The sequence below is a fragment of the Nonomuraea sp. NPDC049625 genome (genome assembly GCF_040675285.1).
GTDB classification, from domain to species: Bacteria; Actinomycetota; Actinomycetes; order Streptosporangiales; family Streptosporangiaceae; genus Nonomuraea; species Nonomuraea angiospora_A.
Genome location: NZ_JBFAOQ010000004.1, coordinates 783,985 through 800,928, shown reverse-complemented (window position 1 = coordinate 800,928; position 16,944 = coordinate 783,985). Strand labels below are relative to the sequence as shown.

Genomic DNA, 16,944 nt, shown 5'->3' with positions numbered 1-16,944 from the left:
AGTTGATGGGCGGAGTCAGATTGCTATGAGCGCCTGATGAGCACGCGGCGATGAAGACGTCAAGTTAGCGACGGTCCGGACGGCATAGCCAGCCTCCCGGGCCGAGTAAGGGAGTGCAGTGGCGAAGGTCCGGGTATACGAGCTCGCTAAGGAGTTCGGCGTAGAGAGCAAGGTCGTCATGGCCAAGCTCCAGGAGATGGGAGAGTTCGTCCGTTCGGCGTCCTCGACCATCGAGGCGCCGGTGGTCCGCAGGCTCACCGAAGCTCTGGGCGCATCGAAGGGTGGGCCCTCCAGAGGCGGCGGACAGCCGTCCAACAGGCCGCAGCCGCCCAAGGCTGCTCCCCGGCCGGCAGAAGGCCAGGCCGGTAACGGCGCCGCGCAGGCGCCGGTCCCCTCAGCCCCGCGTCCGGGGCCGGGCCCCAGGCCCGGTCCGGGTCCGCGTCCGGGTCCCGCGGGCGGCGGTCAGCCGCGCCCGCCGGTGCCCATGCCTCACCAGCAGCCGCAGCAGCCCGAGGCTGCTCGCGGTGAGACGTCCGGGGCTCCTCAGGCACGGTTCGAGAGCGGCGCGCCCGCGCGCCCGACTCCGGGTCCGCGTCCCGGCCCTGGTGGTGGTGGCGGCGGTGGCCGTCCCGGCCCCAAGCCGGGTCCCGCGCCCCGTCCGGGCCCCAGGGACGGCGGCGGCGATCGCGGCGATCGGGGCGACCGGCAGGCGCCGCGTCCTGGCGCGCCCACCGGTGGCGGTCCCCGCCCCGGTCCGGGTCCCAAGCCGGGCCCGCGTGGTCCGCGTCCCGGTAACAACCCGTTCTCCTCGACCGCCAGCGGCATGGGCCAGTCCCGTCCGCCGCGTCCCGGCGGCCCGCGCGACGGCGGCGGTCCCGACCGCCGCGAGCGCCGCGACGGCCCGCCGCGCGACGGCGCGATGCCGCGCCCGCCGCAGGGCCGCGGTGGCACCGGTGACGCCGGTCCCCGTCCCGGTCCGCGTCCGGGCCCGCCCGGTGCGGGCGGTCCGCGTCCGGGTCCCGGTGCGGGTGGTCCCCGTCCCGGCGGTCCGCGTCCCAACCCGATGATGATGCCGCAGGGTCGTCCTGCCGGTCCCGGTGGTGGCGGCGGTGGCCGTCCCGGCGGCGGCGGCGGTGGCGGTCGTCCCGGTGGTGGCGGCGGTGGCCGTCCCGGTGGTGGCGGCGGCGGTCGTCCCGGTGGCGGCGGCGGCTTCGCCGGTCGTCCCGGCGGCGGCGGTGGCACCGGCCAGCGCACCGGCACCGGTGGTCCCGGTGGCGGCGGCGGCGGTTTCGCCGGTCGTCCCGGTGGCGGCGGTCGCGGTCGCGGCGGCGGCACCGCGGGAGCCTTCGGGCGTCCCGGCGGCCGTCCGGCCCGCGGGCGCAAGTCGAAGCGGCAGAGGCGCCAGGAGTTCGACAACATGTCGGCGCCGGCGATCGGCGGTGTGCAGGTCGCTCGCGGCAACGGCGCGACGATCCGCCTTCCGCGCGGCGCGTCGCTGTCCGACTTCGCCGACCGCATCGGCGCGAACCCCGCCTCGCTCGTGCAGATCATGCTGCACCTCGGCGAGATGGTGACCGCGACGCAGTCGGTGAGCGAGGACACGCTGCAGATCCTCGGCACCGAGCTGGACTACAACATCCAGGTCGTCAGCCCGGAGGAGGAGGACCGCGAGCTTCTCGAGGCCTTCGACATCGAGTTCGGCGAGGACGAGGGCGACGAGGACGACCTCGCCGCGCGTCCGCCGGTCGTGACCGTCATGGGTCACGTCGACCACGGTAAGACCAAGCTGCTCGACGCCATCCGCAAGACCAACGTGGTGGCGCGCGAGGCGGGTGGCATCACCCAGCACATCGGTGCTTACCAGGTCGCCGCCGAGCACGAGGGCATCGACCGGAAGATCACCTTCATCGACACCCCGGGTCACGAGGCGTTCACCGCCATGCGTGCCCGAGGCGCCAAGTCCACCGACATCGCGGTGCTGGTGGTCGCGGCCGACGACGGTGTGAAGCCGCAGACGATCGAGGCTCTCAACCACGCCCAGGCGGCCGACGTGCCGATCGTGGTCGCGGTCAACAAGATCGACAAGGAGGGCGCGGACCCCAACAAGGTGCGGGCCCAGCTCACCGAGTACGGTCTGGTGGCGGAGGAGTACGGCGGTTCCACGCTGTTCGTCGACATCTCGGCGAAGAACGGCACGGGCATCGACAACCTCCTCGAGGCCATCCTGCTGACCGCGGACGCCGAGCTCGACCTGCGGGCCAACCCGACGATGGACGCCCAGGGCATCGCGATCGAGGCTCACCTCGACCGTGGCCGCGGCCCCGTCGCGACCGTCCTGGTCCAGCGCGGCACGCTGCGCGTCGGCGACTCCATCGTCTGTGGCGAGGCCTTCGGCCGCGTCCGGGCGCTGCTCGACGACAACGGCGAGCCGGTCGACGAGGCCACGCCGTCCCGTCCCGTCCTGGTGATGGGTCTGACGGCCGTGCCGAGCGCCGGTGACAACTTCATCGTCGTCACCGACGACCGGATGGCCCGCCAGATCGCCCAGCAGCGCGCGGCGCGCAAGCGCAGCGCCGACATGGCGAAGTCGAGCCGTCGCCGCAGCCTCGAGGACATCTTCAAGGACCTCGAGAAGGGCAGCGTCGACGAGCTCAAGCTCATCATCAAGGGTGACGTGTCCGGTTCGGTCGAGGCCCTGGAAGACGCTCTGCTCAAGATCGACGTCGGCGACGAGGTCAGGCTCCGTGTCCTGCACCGCGCGGTCGGCGCGATCACCGAGTACGACGTCAACCTGGCCGTGGCCGACGACAACGCGGTCATCATCGGCTTCAACGTCCGCCCCGAGCCTCGGGCGCGCGACCTGGCCGAGCGCGAGGGCGTCGACATCCGCTACTACTCGGTCATCTACCAGGCGATCGAGGAGATCGAAGCGGCGCTCAAGGGCATGCTCAAGCCCGAGTTCGAAGAGGTCCAGCTGGGCACGGCGGAGATCCGCGCGATCTTCAAGGTGCCGAAGATCGGCAACATCGCCGGTTCGCTGGTCCGCTCGGGCCGGATCGTGCGCAACAGCAAGGCCCGCCTCATCCGCGACGGTGTCGTCGTGACCGACAACCTCACCGTCTCCTCGCTGCGGCGGGAGAAGGACGATGTCACCGAGGTCCGCGAGGGCTTCGAGTGCGGTATCGGCATCGGCTACAACGATCTCAAGGAAGGCGACGTCATCGAAACCTTCGAGATGCGGGAGAAGCCGCGAGACTAACGCGCGGCGCGGCGCCCGGCGGGAGATCCGCCGGGCGCCTCTCGCACGTCCTGGCCTGGTCCCCACCGCAGCAGGCCGGGCGTGCGTTCACCACACCAGATCAAGCGGTGGTTGCCAACGATGTATGTGGGTGCTCTGACCCTGGACATCCTGCTCGGCGACGTCAGGTCGCTGAAGCAGAAGCGCTCTGTCGTACGGCCGCTGATCGCCGAGCTGCAGCGCCGTTATCCCAGCATCGCGGTGGCCGAGGTCGGCCATCTCGACCTGCACCGCAGGGCCGAGGTCGGCGTCGCGGTGGTCTCCTCCTCCGCGGGTAACTGCAACGAGATCATGGACGCCTGCGAGCGGATGGTGGCTTTCCGCCCGGAGATCGAGCTGCTGTCGGCCAGGCACCGGCTCTACAACGACGAAGATTGAACGACTGCACGGCCAGGTCGTGCGTGAGGGGGAGCGAACATGGTGGATGCCGCACGAGCGCGGAAGCTCGCCGACCGCATCCAGCAGATCGTCGCCGAGATGCTGGAGCGCCGGATCAAGGACCCGCGCCTGGGCTTCGTCACCGTGACCGACACGCGCGTCACCGCCGACCTGCGCGAGGCGACCGTGTTCTACACCGTGTACGGCTCCGAGGCCGAGCGGTCCGACAGCGCGGCCGCCCTCGAGAGCGCCAAGGGGATCATCCGCTCCGAGGTGGGCCGCCAGACCGGCGTGCGCTTCGCCCCGACGCTGACGTTCAAGCACGACCCGCTGCCCGACTCCGCGCGTCACCTCGACGACCTGATCACCGCCGCCCGGTCCCGGGACGCGGAGGTGGCGCGCCGGGCCGAGAACGCCTCCTACGCCGGCGAGTCCGACCCCTACCGCAAGCCCGAGGAGGGCGAAGCGGACCTGAGCGAGGACGACCAGGCGTGACGCCCGACGTGCGCGACAGAGCGGATCGCCCGTTCCGTGCGGACTCCCGCACGGTCACCGGCGGCGCGATCCCCGAGGCCGCATGGGACCGGGCCCTGCGGCTGATCGGCCGGGCCGACGAGATCGCGCTGGCCTGTCACGTGACGCCCGACGGCGACGCCCTCGGGTCGATGCTGGCCGTGGGGTTCGTGCTGCGGTCGCTGGGCAAGCGGGTCGTCGCGTCGTTCGGCGACCACCACTTCGTGGTGCCGCGGCTGCTGCGCTTCCTGCCCGGCCAGGACATGCTGGTGCCGCCGGCGGACTATCCGGCGGCGCCGGAGCTGATGATCACCTTCGACGTCTCGACGTTCGAACGCCTCGGGCTCCTGCGCGAGAACACCGCCAGGGCCCGAGAGGTCATCGTCGTCGACCACCACCCCTCGAACGAGGGGTTCGGCACGCTCAGCCTCATCGACTCCACGGCAGCCGCGACGGCCGTGCTGGCCGAGCAGCTGATGTACCGGCTCGGCGGAGGGCTCGACCGCGACATCGCCGTCTGCCTCTACACCGGGCTGGTGACCGACACGGGGTCGTTCCGGCACTCCTCGACCACGCCCGCCGTGCACCAGATGGCGGCCAGGCTCGTGGCGACCGGGCTGCGCACCGACGAGATCGCCCGTGAGCTGTGGGACCGTTCCCCGTTCGGCTACCTCAAGGTGCTGGCCGCCGCCCTCGACCGGGCGGCGCTGGAGGACGGGCTGGTCTGGACGTACGTGACGCGGGTCGACCGGGCCGCGCACGGGCTCCCGTACGCGGAGCTGGAAGGCATCATCGACATCGTCCGGCGCACGGACGAGGCCGAGGTCGCGGTCGTGCTCAAGGAGGACGACCAGGGCGACTGGCAGGTGTCCACCCGATCCAAGGGCAATGCCGACGTCGGGGCCGCGTGCGCGGCCCTGGGCGGCGGCGGGCACCACAACGCGGCCGGTTACACCTCGCACGAGACCGTGGAGGCGACCATGGACGCCTTCCGGCGCGAACTTGGGAAGGTTGGATGGTCGAGAGCGGGCTGATCATCGTCGACAAGCCGGGCGAGTGGACGTCCCACGACGTGGTGGCCAAGATGCGGCGCATCGCGGGCACCCGCCGTGTGGGACACGCGGGCACGCTCGACCCGATGGCGACGGGCGTGCTGGTGGTCGGCGTGGAGAAGGCCACCAGGCTGCTCGGCCACCTGACGCTGACCGAGAAGGTGTACGAGGCCACGATCAGGCTCGGCGTGAGCACGAACACCGACGACGCCGAGGGCGAGGTCACCGCCACGGCCCCGGCGTCCGGCGTCACGGCGGCCGAGATCCACAAGGGCGTCGCGGCGCTCACCGGGGAGATCATGCAGATCCCACCGCAGGTGAGCGCCATCAAGGTGAACGGGCAGCGCGCCTACAAGATGGCCCGCGCGGGCGAAGAGGTCGAGCTGCGGGCCCGGCCCGTCACCGTGCGGACGTTCGACGTGCTCGACATCCGGGCGCACGACGACGTCGTGGACGTGGACGCGGTCGTGACCTGCTCCAGCGGCACCTACATCCGCGCGCTGGCCCGCGACCTGGGCGCGGCGCTCGGGGTCGGAGGGCATCTGACGGCGCTGCGGCGCACCCGCGTGGGGCCCTACGGCCTGTCGCTGGCCAGGACCATCGACCAACTCGCCGAGGAGTGCGTGATCCTGCCGATCGGCGAGGCGGTGGCGGCGGCGTTCCCGCGCCGGGACGTGACGGCCGAGGAGGCACGCGTCATCGGGCACGGGGGACGGCTGGCGGCCGCCGGGCTGGGCAAGGGGCCGATCGGCGTGTTCGGGCCTGAGGGCGAGCTGCTGGCGCTGGTGGAGGAGCAGGGCCGAGTGGCCAAGCCCCTCGCCGTCTTCGTCTCCTAGACCCCTCTGAGGGCTTCGTAAGGGGTTATTCGGGTTTGCGGGCGACGATGATGTCGCGGACGATCGCCTGGTCGACCCAGTGCTCGAAGTCGGGGTAGTCCATCACCTGGAGCCCCGCCCCCTCGAGGATCTGGGCCAGCTCCGAGCTCTTGCCGCCGTAGGTGTTCCACGAGATCCCCATGGCCCCGCCGGGCCGCAGCAGCTCGGCCCAGCCGGGCACGGCCTGTCGCAGCAGCTCCATCGGGCTGCGCGACAGCCCGCCGCCGCCCTTGCTGCCGTGCTGGACCCCGTAGGGGGTGTCGGTCACCAGGGCGTCGAACGAGCGCGGCTTGAAGAAGTCCCTGCTCTTGAGGGTGTCGGCGTTGACCACGGCCAGGTGCTGCACGTCGCCGGCCTTGACCGCCTCCTTCGACAGCCCGAAGGTGACGTTGAGCCGCCGCCCGACCAGGGCCCGCTCGCGCCGCACCGGCACGGTCTCGGCGGTGTGCTTGAGCCGCTTGTTGCGCAGCCAGGTCTTGATGAACCCGGAGTAGGCCTCGAAGTCCTTGCCGTCGACGTCGAGCCCGTACGCGTCGTAGCCGTACATGAGGGCCTGGTTGAGCGTCGTGCCGCGCCCGCACAGCGGGTCGAAGACCGAGAGCCGCTCGCCCAGCCCCTTGGCCCCGGCCAGCAGGGTGACGTTGAGCAGCAGCTTGGTGAAGTGCTCGTTGGTCTTGCCGGCGTATTTCTGGATGGTGATCAGGTCGCTGGTCAGCCGGTCGAGCGACGACATGGAGAGCGGCCGGAGCAGCTCCCCCTCAACCCCGAAAATCGCATAAACAGAGGAAAGATTCGACAAAAGAGAAATATCCGGCTGCGTCAGCGGCTCGGATGTCTCGAAAATCACATACGGCACACCGCCGATGGTGGTCTCCTCGCTGGCGAGGACCTTCCCGTCCAAGCCGTACCTGCTGAAGACCGCCAGCTCACTCCTGGTCAGCCGGATGGAGCTCTCCCCGTAGACCCGGTTGAAGGCAGGCAGGATCAGAAGCGCGTAACGAGGCATGATGCCCGATCCTATCGCCCTCGATTGGAGCGAACGGTGACGCGCGTGGCAGGCTTGTGGGGGATTGATCCGCCACAAGCGAATGGGGCCTAGCGTGCAGGGTTCGGGAAGGTCTGTCGTCACCATCGGCGTGTACGACGGGGTCCACCGCGGGCACCGGCGGGTGGTCGAACGCGCTGTCGCCATCGCCCGCGAGCGGGGGCTGCGCAGCGTGGCCGTCACGTTCGAGCCGCACCCCGACGAGGTCGTGCGGCCCGGGACGCATCCGCTGCGGCTCACCAGCCCGCGGCGCAGGGCCGAACTGCTGGCCGGGCTGGGGGTGGACGAGATCGACGTGGTGGAGTTCACGCTCGAACTGTCGCGGACGAGCCCGGACGACTTCGTCCAGGCCGTGCTGGCCGAGCGGCTGGCGGCGGCCGTCGTCGTGGTGGGCGAGGACTTCCTGTTCGGCCACGAGGCCAGCGGGGACGTCGAGACTTTGCGGACGCTGGGCGACAAGTACGACTTCGAGGTGGAGGCCGTGCCCCTGCTCGACGCCGTCTCCTCGGCCTCGATCCGCGCGCGGATCGTCACAGGCGACGTCGAGGGCGCCAGTGAGCAGCTCGGGCGGCCGCACCGGGTGGAGGGCGTGGTCGTACGCGGCTACCAGCGCGGACGCCAGCTCGGCTTCCCGACGGCGAACGTCGAGACCGCCCAGCACACCGCCATCCCGGCCGACGGGGTCTACGCGGGGTGGCTGGAGTGCGTGCCGATGGCCAATCTGCCCGCGCTCTACCAGGGGGAGCGGTGGCCGGCGGCGATCTCGGTCGGTACGAATCCGACGTTCGAGGGAGTGCCGCGGACGGTCGAGGCTTATGCGCTTGATCGGGATGATCTAGAGCTTTACGGGGTGCATGTGGCGGTCGAATTCCACGCCCGGCTGCGTGGCAACACGCGATTCGACTCAATCGACGCGTTGATCGAGCAGATTCACGCCGATGTCGACGCCGCCCGCCGCCTCACGAGCTGAAATCCGCGAAATCGCGACGCGGTTAAAGCCCGGGAAAGGAGCGCCCGAGCACCGCGCGTGAAGTGGTAACCTTGCATGTCGGCTCAGTAGCGGCGCCGCTGCGCGCTGCCCATGACGGCCTTCACGCGGCGACTGTAGGCACGCACGGTCGTTCGCATCTTTCATCATCGTTCACGCGTGCCCGTAGCTCAAAGGAGAGCCGTGTCCCTCGACACCGCTGCCAAGAAGTCCATCATCGGCGAATACGCGACGGCCGAAGGCGACACCGGGTCGCCCGAGGTGCAGATCGCACTGCTGAGCAAGCGCATCAGCGAGCTCACCGAGCACCTGAAGACGCACAAGCACGACCACCACAGCCGTCGTGGCCTGCTTCTGCTCGTCGGTCGCCGGCGCCGCCTGCTGAAGTACCTGCAGAAGGTCGACATCCAGCGCTACCGCTCGCTCATCGAGCGGCTGGGCCTGCGCCGATAGCATGAAAGGGAGCGGCGAACGCGCCGCTCCCTTCTCATATGGGTACAGCCATATGGTCGGATATGTGGCGATGTGGATACGTTGTCACATCTGACCTACAACTGAAGATCCGAGACACACAGCCCCCGCGTCCGTTCAGCACCATGCGACCCGCGACGCCTGCGGGCCGGTCCTCGGTAGTGGCTTCCGGTAGGAATTTGACAGTGAGACCGGGCGCTTCGATCGAAGACCGGCGCTGCACCTAACGAGGGTGCCGGTGAGAAAAAGGGCGCGGGAGACCGACCACAAGGAGGTCCCCCGTGGAGGGTGTCCACACCGCTGAAGCCGTCATAGACAACGGCTCATTCGGCACGCGCACGATCCGGTTCGAAACCGGTCGTCTCGCACGCCAGGCGGCTGGCTCCGCCGTCGCCTACCTCGACAACGACACGATGGTGCTCTCAGCCACCACCGCGTCGAAGTCCCCGAAGGAGAACTTCGACTTCTTCCCGCTCACCGTCGACGTCGAAGAGCGCATGTACGCCGCGGGCCGCATCCCCGGTTCGTTCTTCCGGCGTGAGGGCCGTCCCTCCGAGGACGCGATCCTCACCTGCCGCCTGATCGACCGGCCGCTGCGCCCGTCGTTCGTCAAGGGCCTGCGCAACGAGATCCAGGTCGTCGCCACGGTGATGGCGCTCAACCCCGACCACCTCTACGACGTGGTGGCGATCAACGCCGCGTCGCTGTCCACCCAGCTCGCCGGGCTGCCGTTCTCCGGCCCGATCGGCGGCGTGCGCGTCGCCCTGATCGACGGCCAGTGGGTGGCGTTCCCGACGCACCACGAGCTGGAGCGGGCCACGTTCGACATGGTCGTCGCGGGCCGCGTGCTCGAGGACGGCGACGTCGCGATCATGATGGTCGAGGCCGAGTCCACCAGGGACACGCTGAAGCTGGTCGCCGACGGGGCCGTCGCGCCCACCGAGGAGACCGTCGCGCAGGGCCTGGACGCCGCCAAGCCGTTCATCAAGGTGCTGTGCGAGGCCCAGTCGCGCATCGCGCAGGTCGCGGCCAAGGAGACGGCCGAGTACCCGGTCTTCCTCGACTACCAGGAGGACGTCTACGCCGCGGTCGAGGCCGCGGTGAAGACCGAGCTGACCGCCGCGCTGACCATCGCGGGCAAGCAGGAGCGCGAGAACGAGCTGGAGAAGGTCAAGGCGCTGGCCGCCGAGAAGCTCCTGCCCGAGTTCGAGGGGCGCGAGAAGGAGATCTCCGCCGCGTTCCGCTCGGTGATGAAGAAGCTCATGCGCGAGCGGGTCGTCAAGGAGGGCATCCGCATCGACGGCCGCGGCACCAAGGACATCCGCGCCCTTTCCGCCGAGGTCCACGTGGTGCCCCGGGTGCACGGCTCGGCGCTGTTCGAGCGCGGCGAGACCCAGATCCTGGGCATCACCACGCTCAACATGCTGCGCATGGAGCAGGTCATCGACACGCTCAACCCTGAGCGGACCAAGCGCTACATGCACAACTACAACTTCCCGCCCTACTCCACCGGTGAGACCGGCCGGGTGGGCTCGCCCAAGCGCCGCGAGATCGGTCACGGCGCGCTGGCCGAGCGGGCGCTGATCCCGGTGCTCCCGACCCGCGAGGAGTTCCCGTACGCCATCCGCCAGGTCTCCGAGGCGCTCGGCTCCAACGGCTCCACCTCGATGGGCTCGGTCTGCGCGTCCACGATGGCGCTGCTGGACGCGGGTGTGCCGCTCAAGGAGATGGTCGCGGGCATCGCGATGGGCCTGATCGGTGAGGGCGACACGTACGTCACCCTGACCGACATCCTCGGCGCCGAGGACGCCATGGGCGACATGGACTTCAAGGTCGCCGGCACCAAGGACGTCATCACCGCCCTGCAGCTCGACACCAAGCTCGACGGCATCCCCGCGAGCGTGCTCGCGGCCGCCCTCAAGCAGGCCAAGGGCGCGCGCCTGGCGATCCTCGACGTGATGCAGGAGGCGATCAACTCTCCGGCGGAGATGAACCCGACCGCGCCGCGCATCATCACCATCAAGGTCCCGGTCGACAAGATCGGCGAGGTCATCGGCCCGAAGGGCAAGATGATCAACCAGATCCAGGACGACACGGGCGCCGAGATCACCATCGAGGACGACGGCACGATCTACATCGGCGCCACCGACGGCCCGTCGGCCGAGGCGGCCCGTTCGGCGATCAACGCCATCGCCAACCCGCACATGCCGGAGGTCGGTGAGCGCTACATCGGCACGGTCGTCAAGATCGCGGCCTTCGGCGCGTTCATCTCGCTCCTGCCCGGCAAGGACGGCCTGCTGCACGTCTCCCAGATCCGCAAGCTGCACGGCGGCAAGCGCATCGAGAACGTCGAGGACGTCATGAGCGTCGGCGAGAAGATCCAGGTCGAGATCGCCGAGATCGACGCCCGGGGCAAGCTCTCGCTGGTGCCCGTCGAGGTCATCGAGAAGGAGGCCGCGGAGAAGGAGGCGAAGGCCGCTGCTGGGGCCGCCGCCGCGCCCGCCGCCGAGGGCGACGACGACGCCGAGGCCCCGCAGGCCGAGGAGGCCGCCGCGCCCGCCGAGGAGAAGGCGGAGCGGCCCCGCCGCACCCGCACCCGCGTCCGCACGCGCGGCAGCAGCGCCGACGGGGACGACCGGAACTCGTGACCGAGCGAAGCGAGGGAACCATTAAACGCAGCACCTTGGTCACGGGGCCGACGAAGGAGGCCCCGTGACGACCACCACGCTGCACCCCGGCCGGGACGGAGCCGGGGTGGTGAGGCGCACCGTCCTCCCAGGTGGGCTGCGCGTGGTGACCGAGACCATGCCGACCGTGCGTAGCGTCGCGGTCGGCATGTGGGTCGGCATCGGCTCGCGTGACGAGGCCCCCGAGCACACGGGGGCCACCCACTTCCTCGAACACCTGCTGTTCAAGGGCACCCCGACGCGCGACGCCATGGAGATCTCCGCCTCCATCGAGGGCATCGGCGGTGAGATCAACGCCTTCACCGCCAAGGAGTACACGTGCTACTACGCACGCGTGCTCGACGAGGACCTGTCGGTCGCGGTCGACGTGCTGGCCGACGTGGTGACCAGCTCGCTGGTGACCGAGGAGGACGTCGAGTCCGAGCGCGGCGTGATCCTCGAAGAGATCGCCATGCACGACGACGACCCCTCTGACGTGGTGCACGAGCAGTTCGCCGCCGCGCTCTACGGCGACTCGGCCATCGGCCGGCCCATCCTGGGCACGGTCGAGTCGATCAACGCCCTCGGGCGCGAGCGGATCGCCGAGTACTACCACCGCTACTACCGGCCCCGCCGCACGGTCGTGTCCGTCGCGGGCAACATCCGGCACGAAGAGGTCGTCGAGCTGGTCACCAGGGCGTACGAGCGGGCGGGCGCGCTGGGCGGGCCGGCCGAGTTCGCGGCCCCGCGCACCAGCGGTCCCGGGGCCGAGATGCGTTCCGGCGTGCGGGTGCTCGACCGGCCGACCGAGCAGGCCAACCTGGTGCTCGGCACGACCGGCCTGTCCCGTACGGACGACCGCAGGTTCGCGCTGGGCGTGCTCAACGCGGCGCTGGGCGGCGGCATGTCGTCCAGGCTCTTCCAGGAGATCAGGGAGAAGCGCGGCCTGGCCTACTCCGCCTACAGCTACACCTCCGCCTACGCCGACACCGGCCAGTTCGGGATCTACGTGGGCTGCCTGCCGTCGAAGATCGACGACGTGCTCAAGATCTGCCGGGACGAGGTGTCCAGGGTGGTGGCCGACGGCCTGAGCGCCGACGAGATCATGCGCGGCAAGGGCCAGATGCGCGGCGGGCTCGTGCTCGGCCTGGAGGACACCGGCTCGCGCATGTCGCGCATCGGCAAGAACGAGCTCGTCTACGACGAGCTGATGTCGGTGGACGAGGTGCTGGCACGCATCGAGGCGGTCACTCCCGACGAGATCGACGAGGTGGCGCGGGACGTGCTCAAGCGGCCGCTCACGCTCGCCGTGATCGGCCCGTACGGTGACAAGGACTTCACCGAGGCCGTCCGCCCGTAGGAACGAACCCGCCACATGGGGTCCTGAACGGCCACGACAGTGAGCCGGCGGTCCCATGGGCGGGTTTTCCCGCTGGTATAGGGTTGGCCTGTGATCAGGGTAGGTGTGCTGGGCGCCCGCGGGCGCGTCGGCGTCGAAGTGTGCAAGGCGGTCGAGGCGGCCTCCGACATGGAGCTGGTGGCCGCGATCGACAAGGACGACCCCATCGAGGGCCTCGAAGGCGCCGAGGTGGTGGTCGACTTCACCCATCCCGATGTCGTCATGGGCAACCTCGAATGGGCGATCCGGCACGGCATCCACCCGGTGGTGGGCACGACCGGGTTCGACGAGGGGCGGCTGGAGACCGTGCGCGGCTGGCTGGCCGAGTCGCCGGGCACCCACTGCCTGATCGCGCCCAACTTCGGCATCGCGGCCGTGCTCATGATGCACTTCGCGCAGCAGGCGGCCCGCTACTTCGAGTCGGTCGAGATCGTCGAGCTGCACCACCCCAACAAGGCCGACGCGCCGTCCGGCACGGCCCGCCGCACGGCGGAGCTGGTGTCCGAGGCGCGCGCCAAGGCGGGGCTCGGCCAGATGCCCGACGCCACGAGCACGGCGCTGGACGGCGCCCGCGGGGCCGACGTCGGCGGTGTCCCCGTGCACTCCGTGCGGCTGTCCGGGCTCATCGCGCACCAGGAGGTGCTGCTGGGCGGTGAGGGCGAGATCCTCACGATCCGGCACGACTCGATGACCAGGGCGTCGTTCACGCCGGGCGTGCTGCTCGGGGTGCGCCGCGTACGCGAGCTGCCAGGCCTCACCGTGGGCCTCGAGCCGCTCCTCGACCTCTGACCTTCCTGACCTCGGCAGCGACCTCGGCAGGGGCCGCACACGACGTGCCCACAACCGTACGGTCGCGGGCACGTCGTGAGGAGAGGGTTCCGGCTCCGCACAGCCGGGCCTTACGATCATCAACATTAAAATATGAGAGGCGGGATCCGGCTCCACCATGAGATCGTGTCGGCATGGTGCGATGGGCCGAAGCAGGTGAGCTCCCAGGGCTGACCGCGATCGAGCTGGCGGCGGACAAGCTCTTCGAGCAGGTGGACATCGCTTTCCCGCCCGGCACCACCATGATCGAAGAGGTCGACGACCCCCTCAGGGTCCTGGTCGAGGGCACGCCTCCCACGGGGTTCGCGCTGATCGGGTGGGTGGACGGCAACCTGCACCTGGACCAGCTCGCCGTGCATCCGGGCCACATGCGCCACGGCATCGGCGGGCGGCTGGTCGCGGCGGTGCTCGACCACGCGCGGGCCGCCGGAGCGACTGCCGTGACGCTGACGACCTACCGCGACGTGCCCTGGAACGCGCCGTGGTACACGCGGCACGGCTTCTCGGTGCTGCCCGAGGAGGAGTGGGGCCCGGAGTTGCGCGCGCTGGTGGAGCACGAGCGGGAGCTGGGCATCGAGATCGCGCCCCGCGTGGTGATGCGCCACTAGGCCGGAAGGTTACGGGCGCCGTCAGGGATGCGGCGCGCGGTTGGCGGCGAACCAGGCGGCGGCGTAGTCGACGGCGGCGGCCAGCGGGAACAACCGGGCCTGCGCCGCGCCGACCGGCCCACACCGTACGTCAACGGCCCGTTCGAAGTCGGCCCCCAGGCGCGCGAAGTCGCTGTCATCCACCCGCACGTCCTCGAACTCGCACCACGCCCGCCCCTCCCCGTCGTCCACCACGGCGCGGTAGCTGCGGCGCGGCGGGTCCGGGTGGTAGCGGTATTCGGCCAGGTGGAACGCGGTGCACCTGTCGTAGCCGACGCCGAGCAGCAGGACGAGGGCGCCGGCCTCGTAGAGCCTGGCCAGCGGGGATCGCTCGCCCAGGAGGCAGTCGCGGGCGTGATCCCCGATGATGTGCGCCGCCTGCGGGCCCACGGCGGCGAAGGACGTCTGCGGGTGCGCGCTGCGGCGGGCGTCCGGTGCGGTGCGGACGCACTCGGGGATCCGGCCCATCCGTACGGACGGGGTGGAGCCGGGGTCGTAGGCGGGCATCCTCGACCGGAAGGCCTCGATCTCCTCCGTCGTCATCCCGGCCACGGCGGCGCGGTAGACCGGGGAGGTGTCGGAGTTGGCCGAGGTGCCGGTGGGCACCGTGAGCGTGCCGTCCGGCCCCAGCGACTCCCTGAGCGCCGCGACCACCGTGTGCTCCCCGCCCTCGACCCGGCCGATGCTGCTGAGTGAGGAATGCAGCAGCACGACCTGCCCCGGCTTAACACCCAGAGCGGAGAAATCCCGACTTATGCGGGTATAATTCACCATGACATTCCCTTTTGGGGAGCACATTGACCGGGCATCGCGTCAGCTTAACTTTCGTGCGCCGTGACCATTTCCCGCTTTCCCGCTTTCCCGATTGATGATTGGTCAGCCGGTCGCGGCGACGTACGCGTCCACCTCGGCCAGGTAGGCGTCCTTGAGGTGCCGGGGGAGCCAGGTGATCTCGAAGGCGTTCCGTTCGAGCTGGGCCAGCTCCTCGCGGTTGAGCTGGAGCGCGCCGTGCAGCGCCTCGAGGTTTTCCGCCACGTAACCCGCGAAATAGGCGGGATCGTCGGAGTTGATCGTCACGCGCACGCCCAGGTCCATCAGCTTGCGGATGCCCTCGGCCTTCATCGAGTCGGTGACGTAGCCGTTGGAGATCGGGCAGCAGGTCAGCCCCATGCCCCGCTCCAGGACGACCTCCACGAGCCGCTGGTCCTCAAGGATGTTGACGCCGTGGTCGATGCGGTTGACGCCGATGTCCTCGACGGCCTGGCGGATGTGCTCGACCGAGTTTTCCTGGTCGACGTCGCAGTGCATGGTCAGGAGGTAGCCCTCCTGCCTGGCGCGCTCGTACACGGCCGCGAACTTGACCGGCGGGTTGCCCTTCTCGTCGGAGTCGAGCCCCACGCCCGCGATCCACTCCTTGTACGGCAGCGACTCCAGCAGCGTCGCCATCGCGTATTCGGCCTGGAAGTCACGCAGGAAGCACATGATGAGCTGCGCCCGCACCCCGAGACGCGCCTCCGCGTCCATCAACGCCCGCCGCAGCCCGCGGATCACCACGTCGAACGGCACGCCGCGCGAGGTGTGGGCCTGCGGGTCGAAGAAGATCTCGGCGTAGCGGACGTTCTGCTCGGCGGCCTTGCGCAGGTAGGCCATGGCCAGGTCGTAGAAGTCGGGCTCGGTCCGCAGGACCTGCATGCCCTCGTAGTAGACCGTGAGGAAGGACGGCAGGCTGTCGAAGGCGTAGGCGGCCCGCATCTCCTCGACGGACGAGTACGGCAGCTCCAGGCCGTTGCGACCGGCCAGCTCGAACTTGAGCTCGGGCTCCAGTGTGCCCTCGATGTGCAGATGCAGCTCGCACTTGGGCAGTCCCGCGATGAAGTCCTTCACACGCCCAAGCTTAGAAGACGATCGCCAGCCCCACGGCGAACAGGAGCCCGTACGCCATCTGCAGCTTGCCCGTCTGCTGCAGCACCGCGATCAGCGCGGGGCCGACGGCCTTGCCCAGCACGGTCCTGATCGGGGGGATCGCCAGCGGCGCGGCCAGCAGCACGAGCGCGGCCCACGGCGTCACCGGGACCATCGCCAGCGCCACCACGAACGGCACCACCTGGCAGGCCACATAGAGCGCCCGGGTGCGCTCGGCCCCCAGCACCACGGCCAGCGTGCGCTTGCCGGCCTGGCCGTCCGTGCCGACGTCGCGCAGGTTGTTGACCACGAGCATCGAGCACGAGAGCAGCCCCACCGGGATCGAGGCGAAGAACGCCGGCCAGCTCAGCGACTCGGTCTGCACATATGCCGTGCCCACCACGGGGACGATCCCGAAGAACACGAACACGGCTATCTCGCCGAGCCCGCGGTAGCCGTACGGGCGCTTGCCGCCGGTGTAGAACCAGGCGGCCGCGATGCACGCCGCCCCCACCAGCAGGATCCACCACGCCCGCGTGACGACGACCAGGATCAGCCCCAGCACCGCCGCGACCGCGAAGCAGCCCAGCGCGGCGACCAGCACGTCACGCGGGCTCGCCGCCCGCGAGCCCACCAGCCGCATCGGGCCGACCCGCTGGTCGTCGGTGCCGCGGACGCCGTCGCTGTAGTCGTTGGCGTAGTTGACGCCGATCTGCAGCGACAGCGCCACGAGCAGCGCCAGGACCGCCCTCCACCACACGAAGCCGCCCTCGCCGATCGCCACGCCCGTGCCCACCATGACGGGCACGACGGCGTTCGGGAGGGTGCGCGGGCGGGCGCCCGCGATCCACTGGCCAGGGGTTGCCATGTCTGTCGTTCGTC

The 16,944-nt window shown here is 70.2% G+C and carries 15 protein-coding genes; 11 read left to right on the top strand and 4 right to left on the bottom strand.

Going from position 1 to position 16,944, the window contains the following annotated elements:
- The first annotated feature begins 118 nt into the window (after positions 1-118).
- From infB to truB, 5 genes are all read left to right on the top strand, one after another.
- Entirely contained in the window at positions 119-3,259 is a 3,141-nt protein-coding gene (infB, locus tag AB0J87_RS22040; protein ID WP_363967706.1) for a translation initiation factor IF-2, read from the top strand.
- Between the two features lie 120 nt (positions 3,260-3,379).
- The gene (locus AB0J87_RS22035) at positions 3,380-3,676 is read left to right on the top strand and encodes a DUF503 domain-containing protein (RefSeq protein WP_350724641.1); all 297 of its coding nucleotides are present in this window, start codon (positions 3,380-3,382) and stop codon (positions 3,674-3,676) included.
- Positions 3,677-3,715: 39 nt separating this feature from the next.
- Positions 3,716-4,171 (top strand): 30S ribosome-binding factor RbfA, encoded by a 456-nt coding sequence (rbfA, locus tag AB0J87_RS22030; RefSeq protein WP_350724643.1) that lies wholly within the window; start codon positions 3,716-3,718, stop codon positions 4,169-4,171.
- Complete coding sequence (locus AB0J87_RS22025; RefSeq protein ID WP_363967704.1) at positions 4,168-5,223, top strand: DHH family phosphoesterase; 1,056 nt, start codon at positions 4,168-4,170, stop codon at positions 5,221-5,223. The genes rbfA and AB0J87_RS22025 overlap by 4 nt, the downstream gene beginning before the upstream one ends.
- Complete coding sequence (gene truB / locus AB0J87_RS22020) at positions 5,205-6,077, top strand: tRNA pseudouridine(55) synthase TruB (protein ID WP_355201592.1); 873 nt, start codon at positions 5,205-5,207, stop codon at positions 6,075-6,077. The genes AB0J87_RS22025 and truB overlap by 19 nt, the downstream gene beginning before the upstream one ends.
- Before the next feature lie 25 nt (positions 6,078-6,102).
- On the opposite strand, the gene AB0J87_RS22015 is transcribed toward truB, so the two are convergent.
- A complete protein-coding gene (locus AB0J87_RS22015; RefSeq protein WP_363967702.1) occupies positions 6,103-7,122 on the bottom strand; it encodes an SAM-dependent methyltransferase in 1,020 nt (339 codons plus the stop codon).
- 82 nt (positions 7,123-7,204) lie between these two features.
- Between AB0J87_RS22015 and AB0J87_RS22010 the strand changes: the two genes are divergently transcribed.
- From AB0J87_RS22010 to AB0J87_RS21985, 6 genes are all read left to right on the top strand, one after another.
- Positions 7,205-8,131 carry a bifunctional riboflavin kinase/FAD synthetase gene (locus AB0J87_RS22010; protein ID WP_363967700.1) on the top strand — a complete coding sequence of 309 codons (927 nt, stop codon included), beginning with the start codon at positions 7,205-7,207 and terminating at the stop codon, positions 8,129-8,131.
- A 201-nt stretch (positions 8,132-8,332) separates the two neighbouring features.
- Positions 8,333-8,602 (top strand): 30S ribosomal protein S15, encoded by a 270-nt coding sequence (gene rpsO / locus AB0J87_RS22005; protein ID WP_185071789.1) that lies wholly within the window; start codon positions 8,333-8,335, stop codon positions 8,600-8,602.
- A 299-nt stretch (positions 8,603-8,901) separates the two neighbouring features.
- Complete coding sequence (locus tag AB0J87_RS22000; protein WP_363967698.1) at positions 8,902-11,268, top strand: polyribonucleotide nucleotidyltransferase; 2,367 nt, start codon at positions 8,902-8,904, stop codon at positions 11,266-11,268.
- 64 nt (positions 11,269-11,332) lie between these two features.
- Positions 11,333-12,646, top strand: a complete 1,314-nt coding sequence (locus AB0J87_RS21995; protein WP_363967696.1) for a pitrilysin family protein — start codon at positions 11,333-11,335, stop codon at positions 12,644-12,646.
- Between the two features lie 90 nt (positions 12,647-12,736).
- On the top strand, positions 12,737-13,474 hold the full coding sequence (dapB, locus tag AB0J87_RS21990; protein ID WP_350724657.1) for a 4-hydroxy-tetrahydrodipicolinate reductase: 738 nt from the start codon (positions 12,737-12,739) through the stop codon (positions 13,472-13,474).
- A gap of 173 nt (positions 13,475-13,647) precedes the next feature.
- Positions 13,648-14,121, top strand: coding sequence for a GNAT family N-acetyltransferase (locus AB0J87_RS21985; RefSeq protein ID WP_363967694.1), 474 nt, complete (start codon positions 13,648-13,650; stop codon positions 14,119-14,121).
- 21 nt (positions 14,122-14,142) lie between these two features.
- Here the strand turns inward: AB0J87_RS21985 and AB0J87_RS21980 are convergent, their stop codons facing one another.
- The 3 genes from AB0J87_RS21980 to AB0J87_RS21970 all read right to left on the bottom strand — a co-directional run bounded on the left by AB0J87_RS21980 (position 14,143) and on the right by AB0J87_RS21970 (position 16,930).
- Positions 14,143-14,871 carry an AAC(3) family N-acetyltransferase gene (locus AB0J87_RS21980; RefSeq protein ID WP_363967692.1) on the bottom strand — a complete coding sequence of 243 codons (729 nt, stop codon included), beginning with the start codon at positions 14,869-14,871 and terminating at the stop codon, positions 14,143-14,145.
- A gap of 165 nt (positions 14,872-15,036) precedes the next feature.
- Entirely contained in the window at positions 15,037-16,044 is a 1,008-nt protein-coding gene (locus tag AB0J87_RS21975; protein WP_363967690.1) for an adenosine deaminase, read from the bottom strand.
- A 10-nt stretch (positions 16,045-16,054) separates the two neighbouring features.
- Complete coding sequence (locus AB0J87_RS21970) at positions 16,055-16,930, bottom strand: 1,4-dihydroxy-2-naphthoate polyprenyltransferase (RefSeq protein ID WP_363967688.1); 876 nt, start codon at positions 16,928-16,930, stop codon at positions 16,055-16,057.
- Positions 16,931-16,944: the final 14 nt, after the last annotated feature.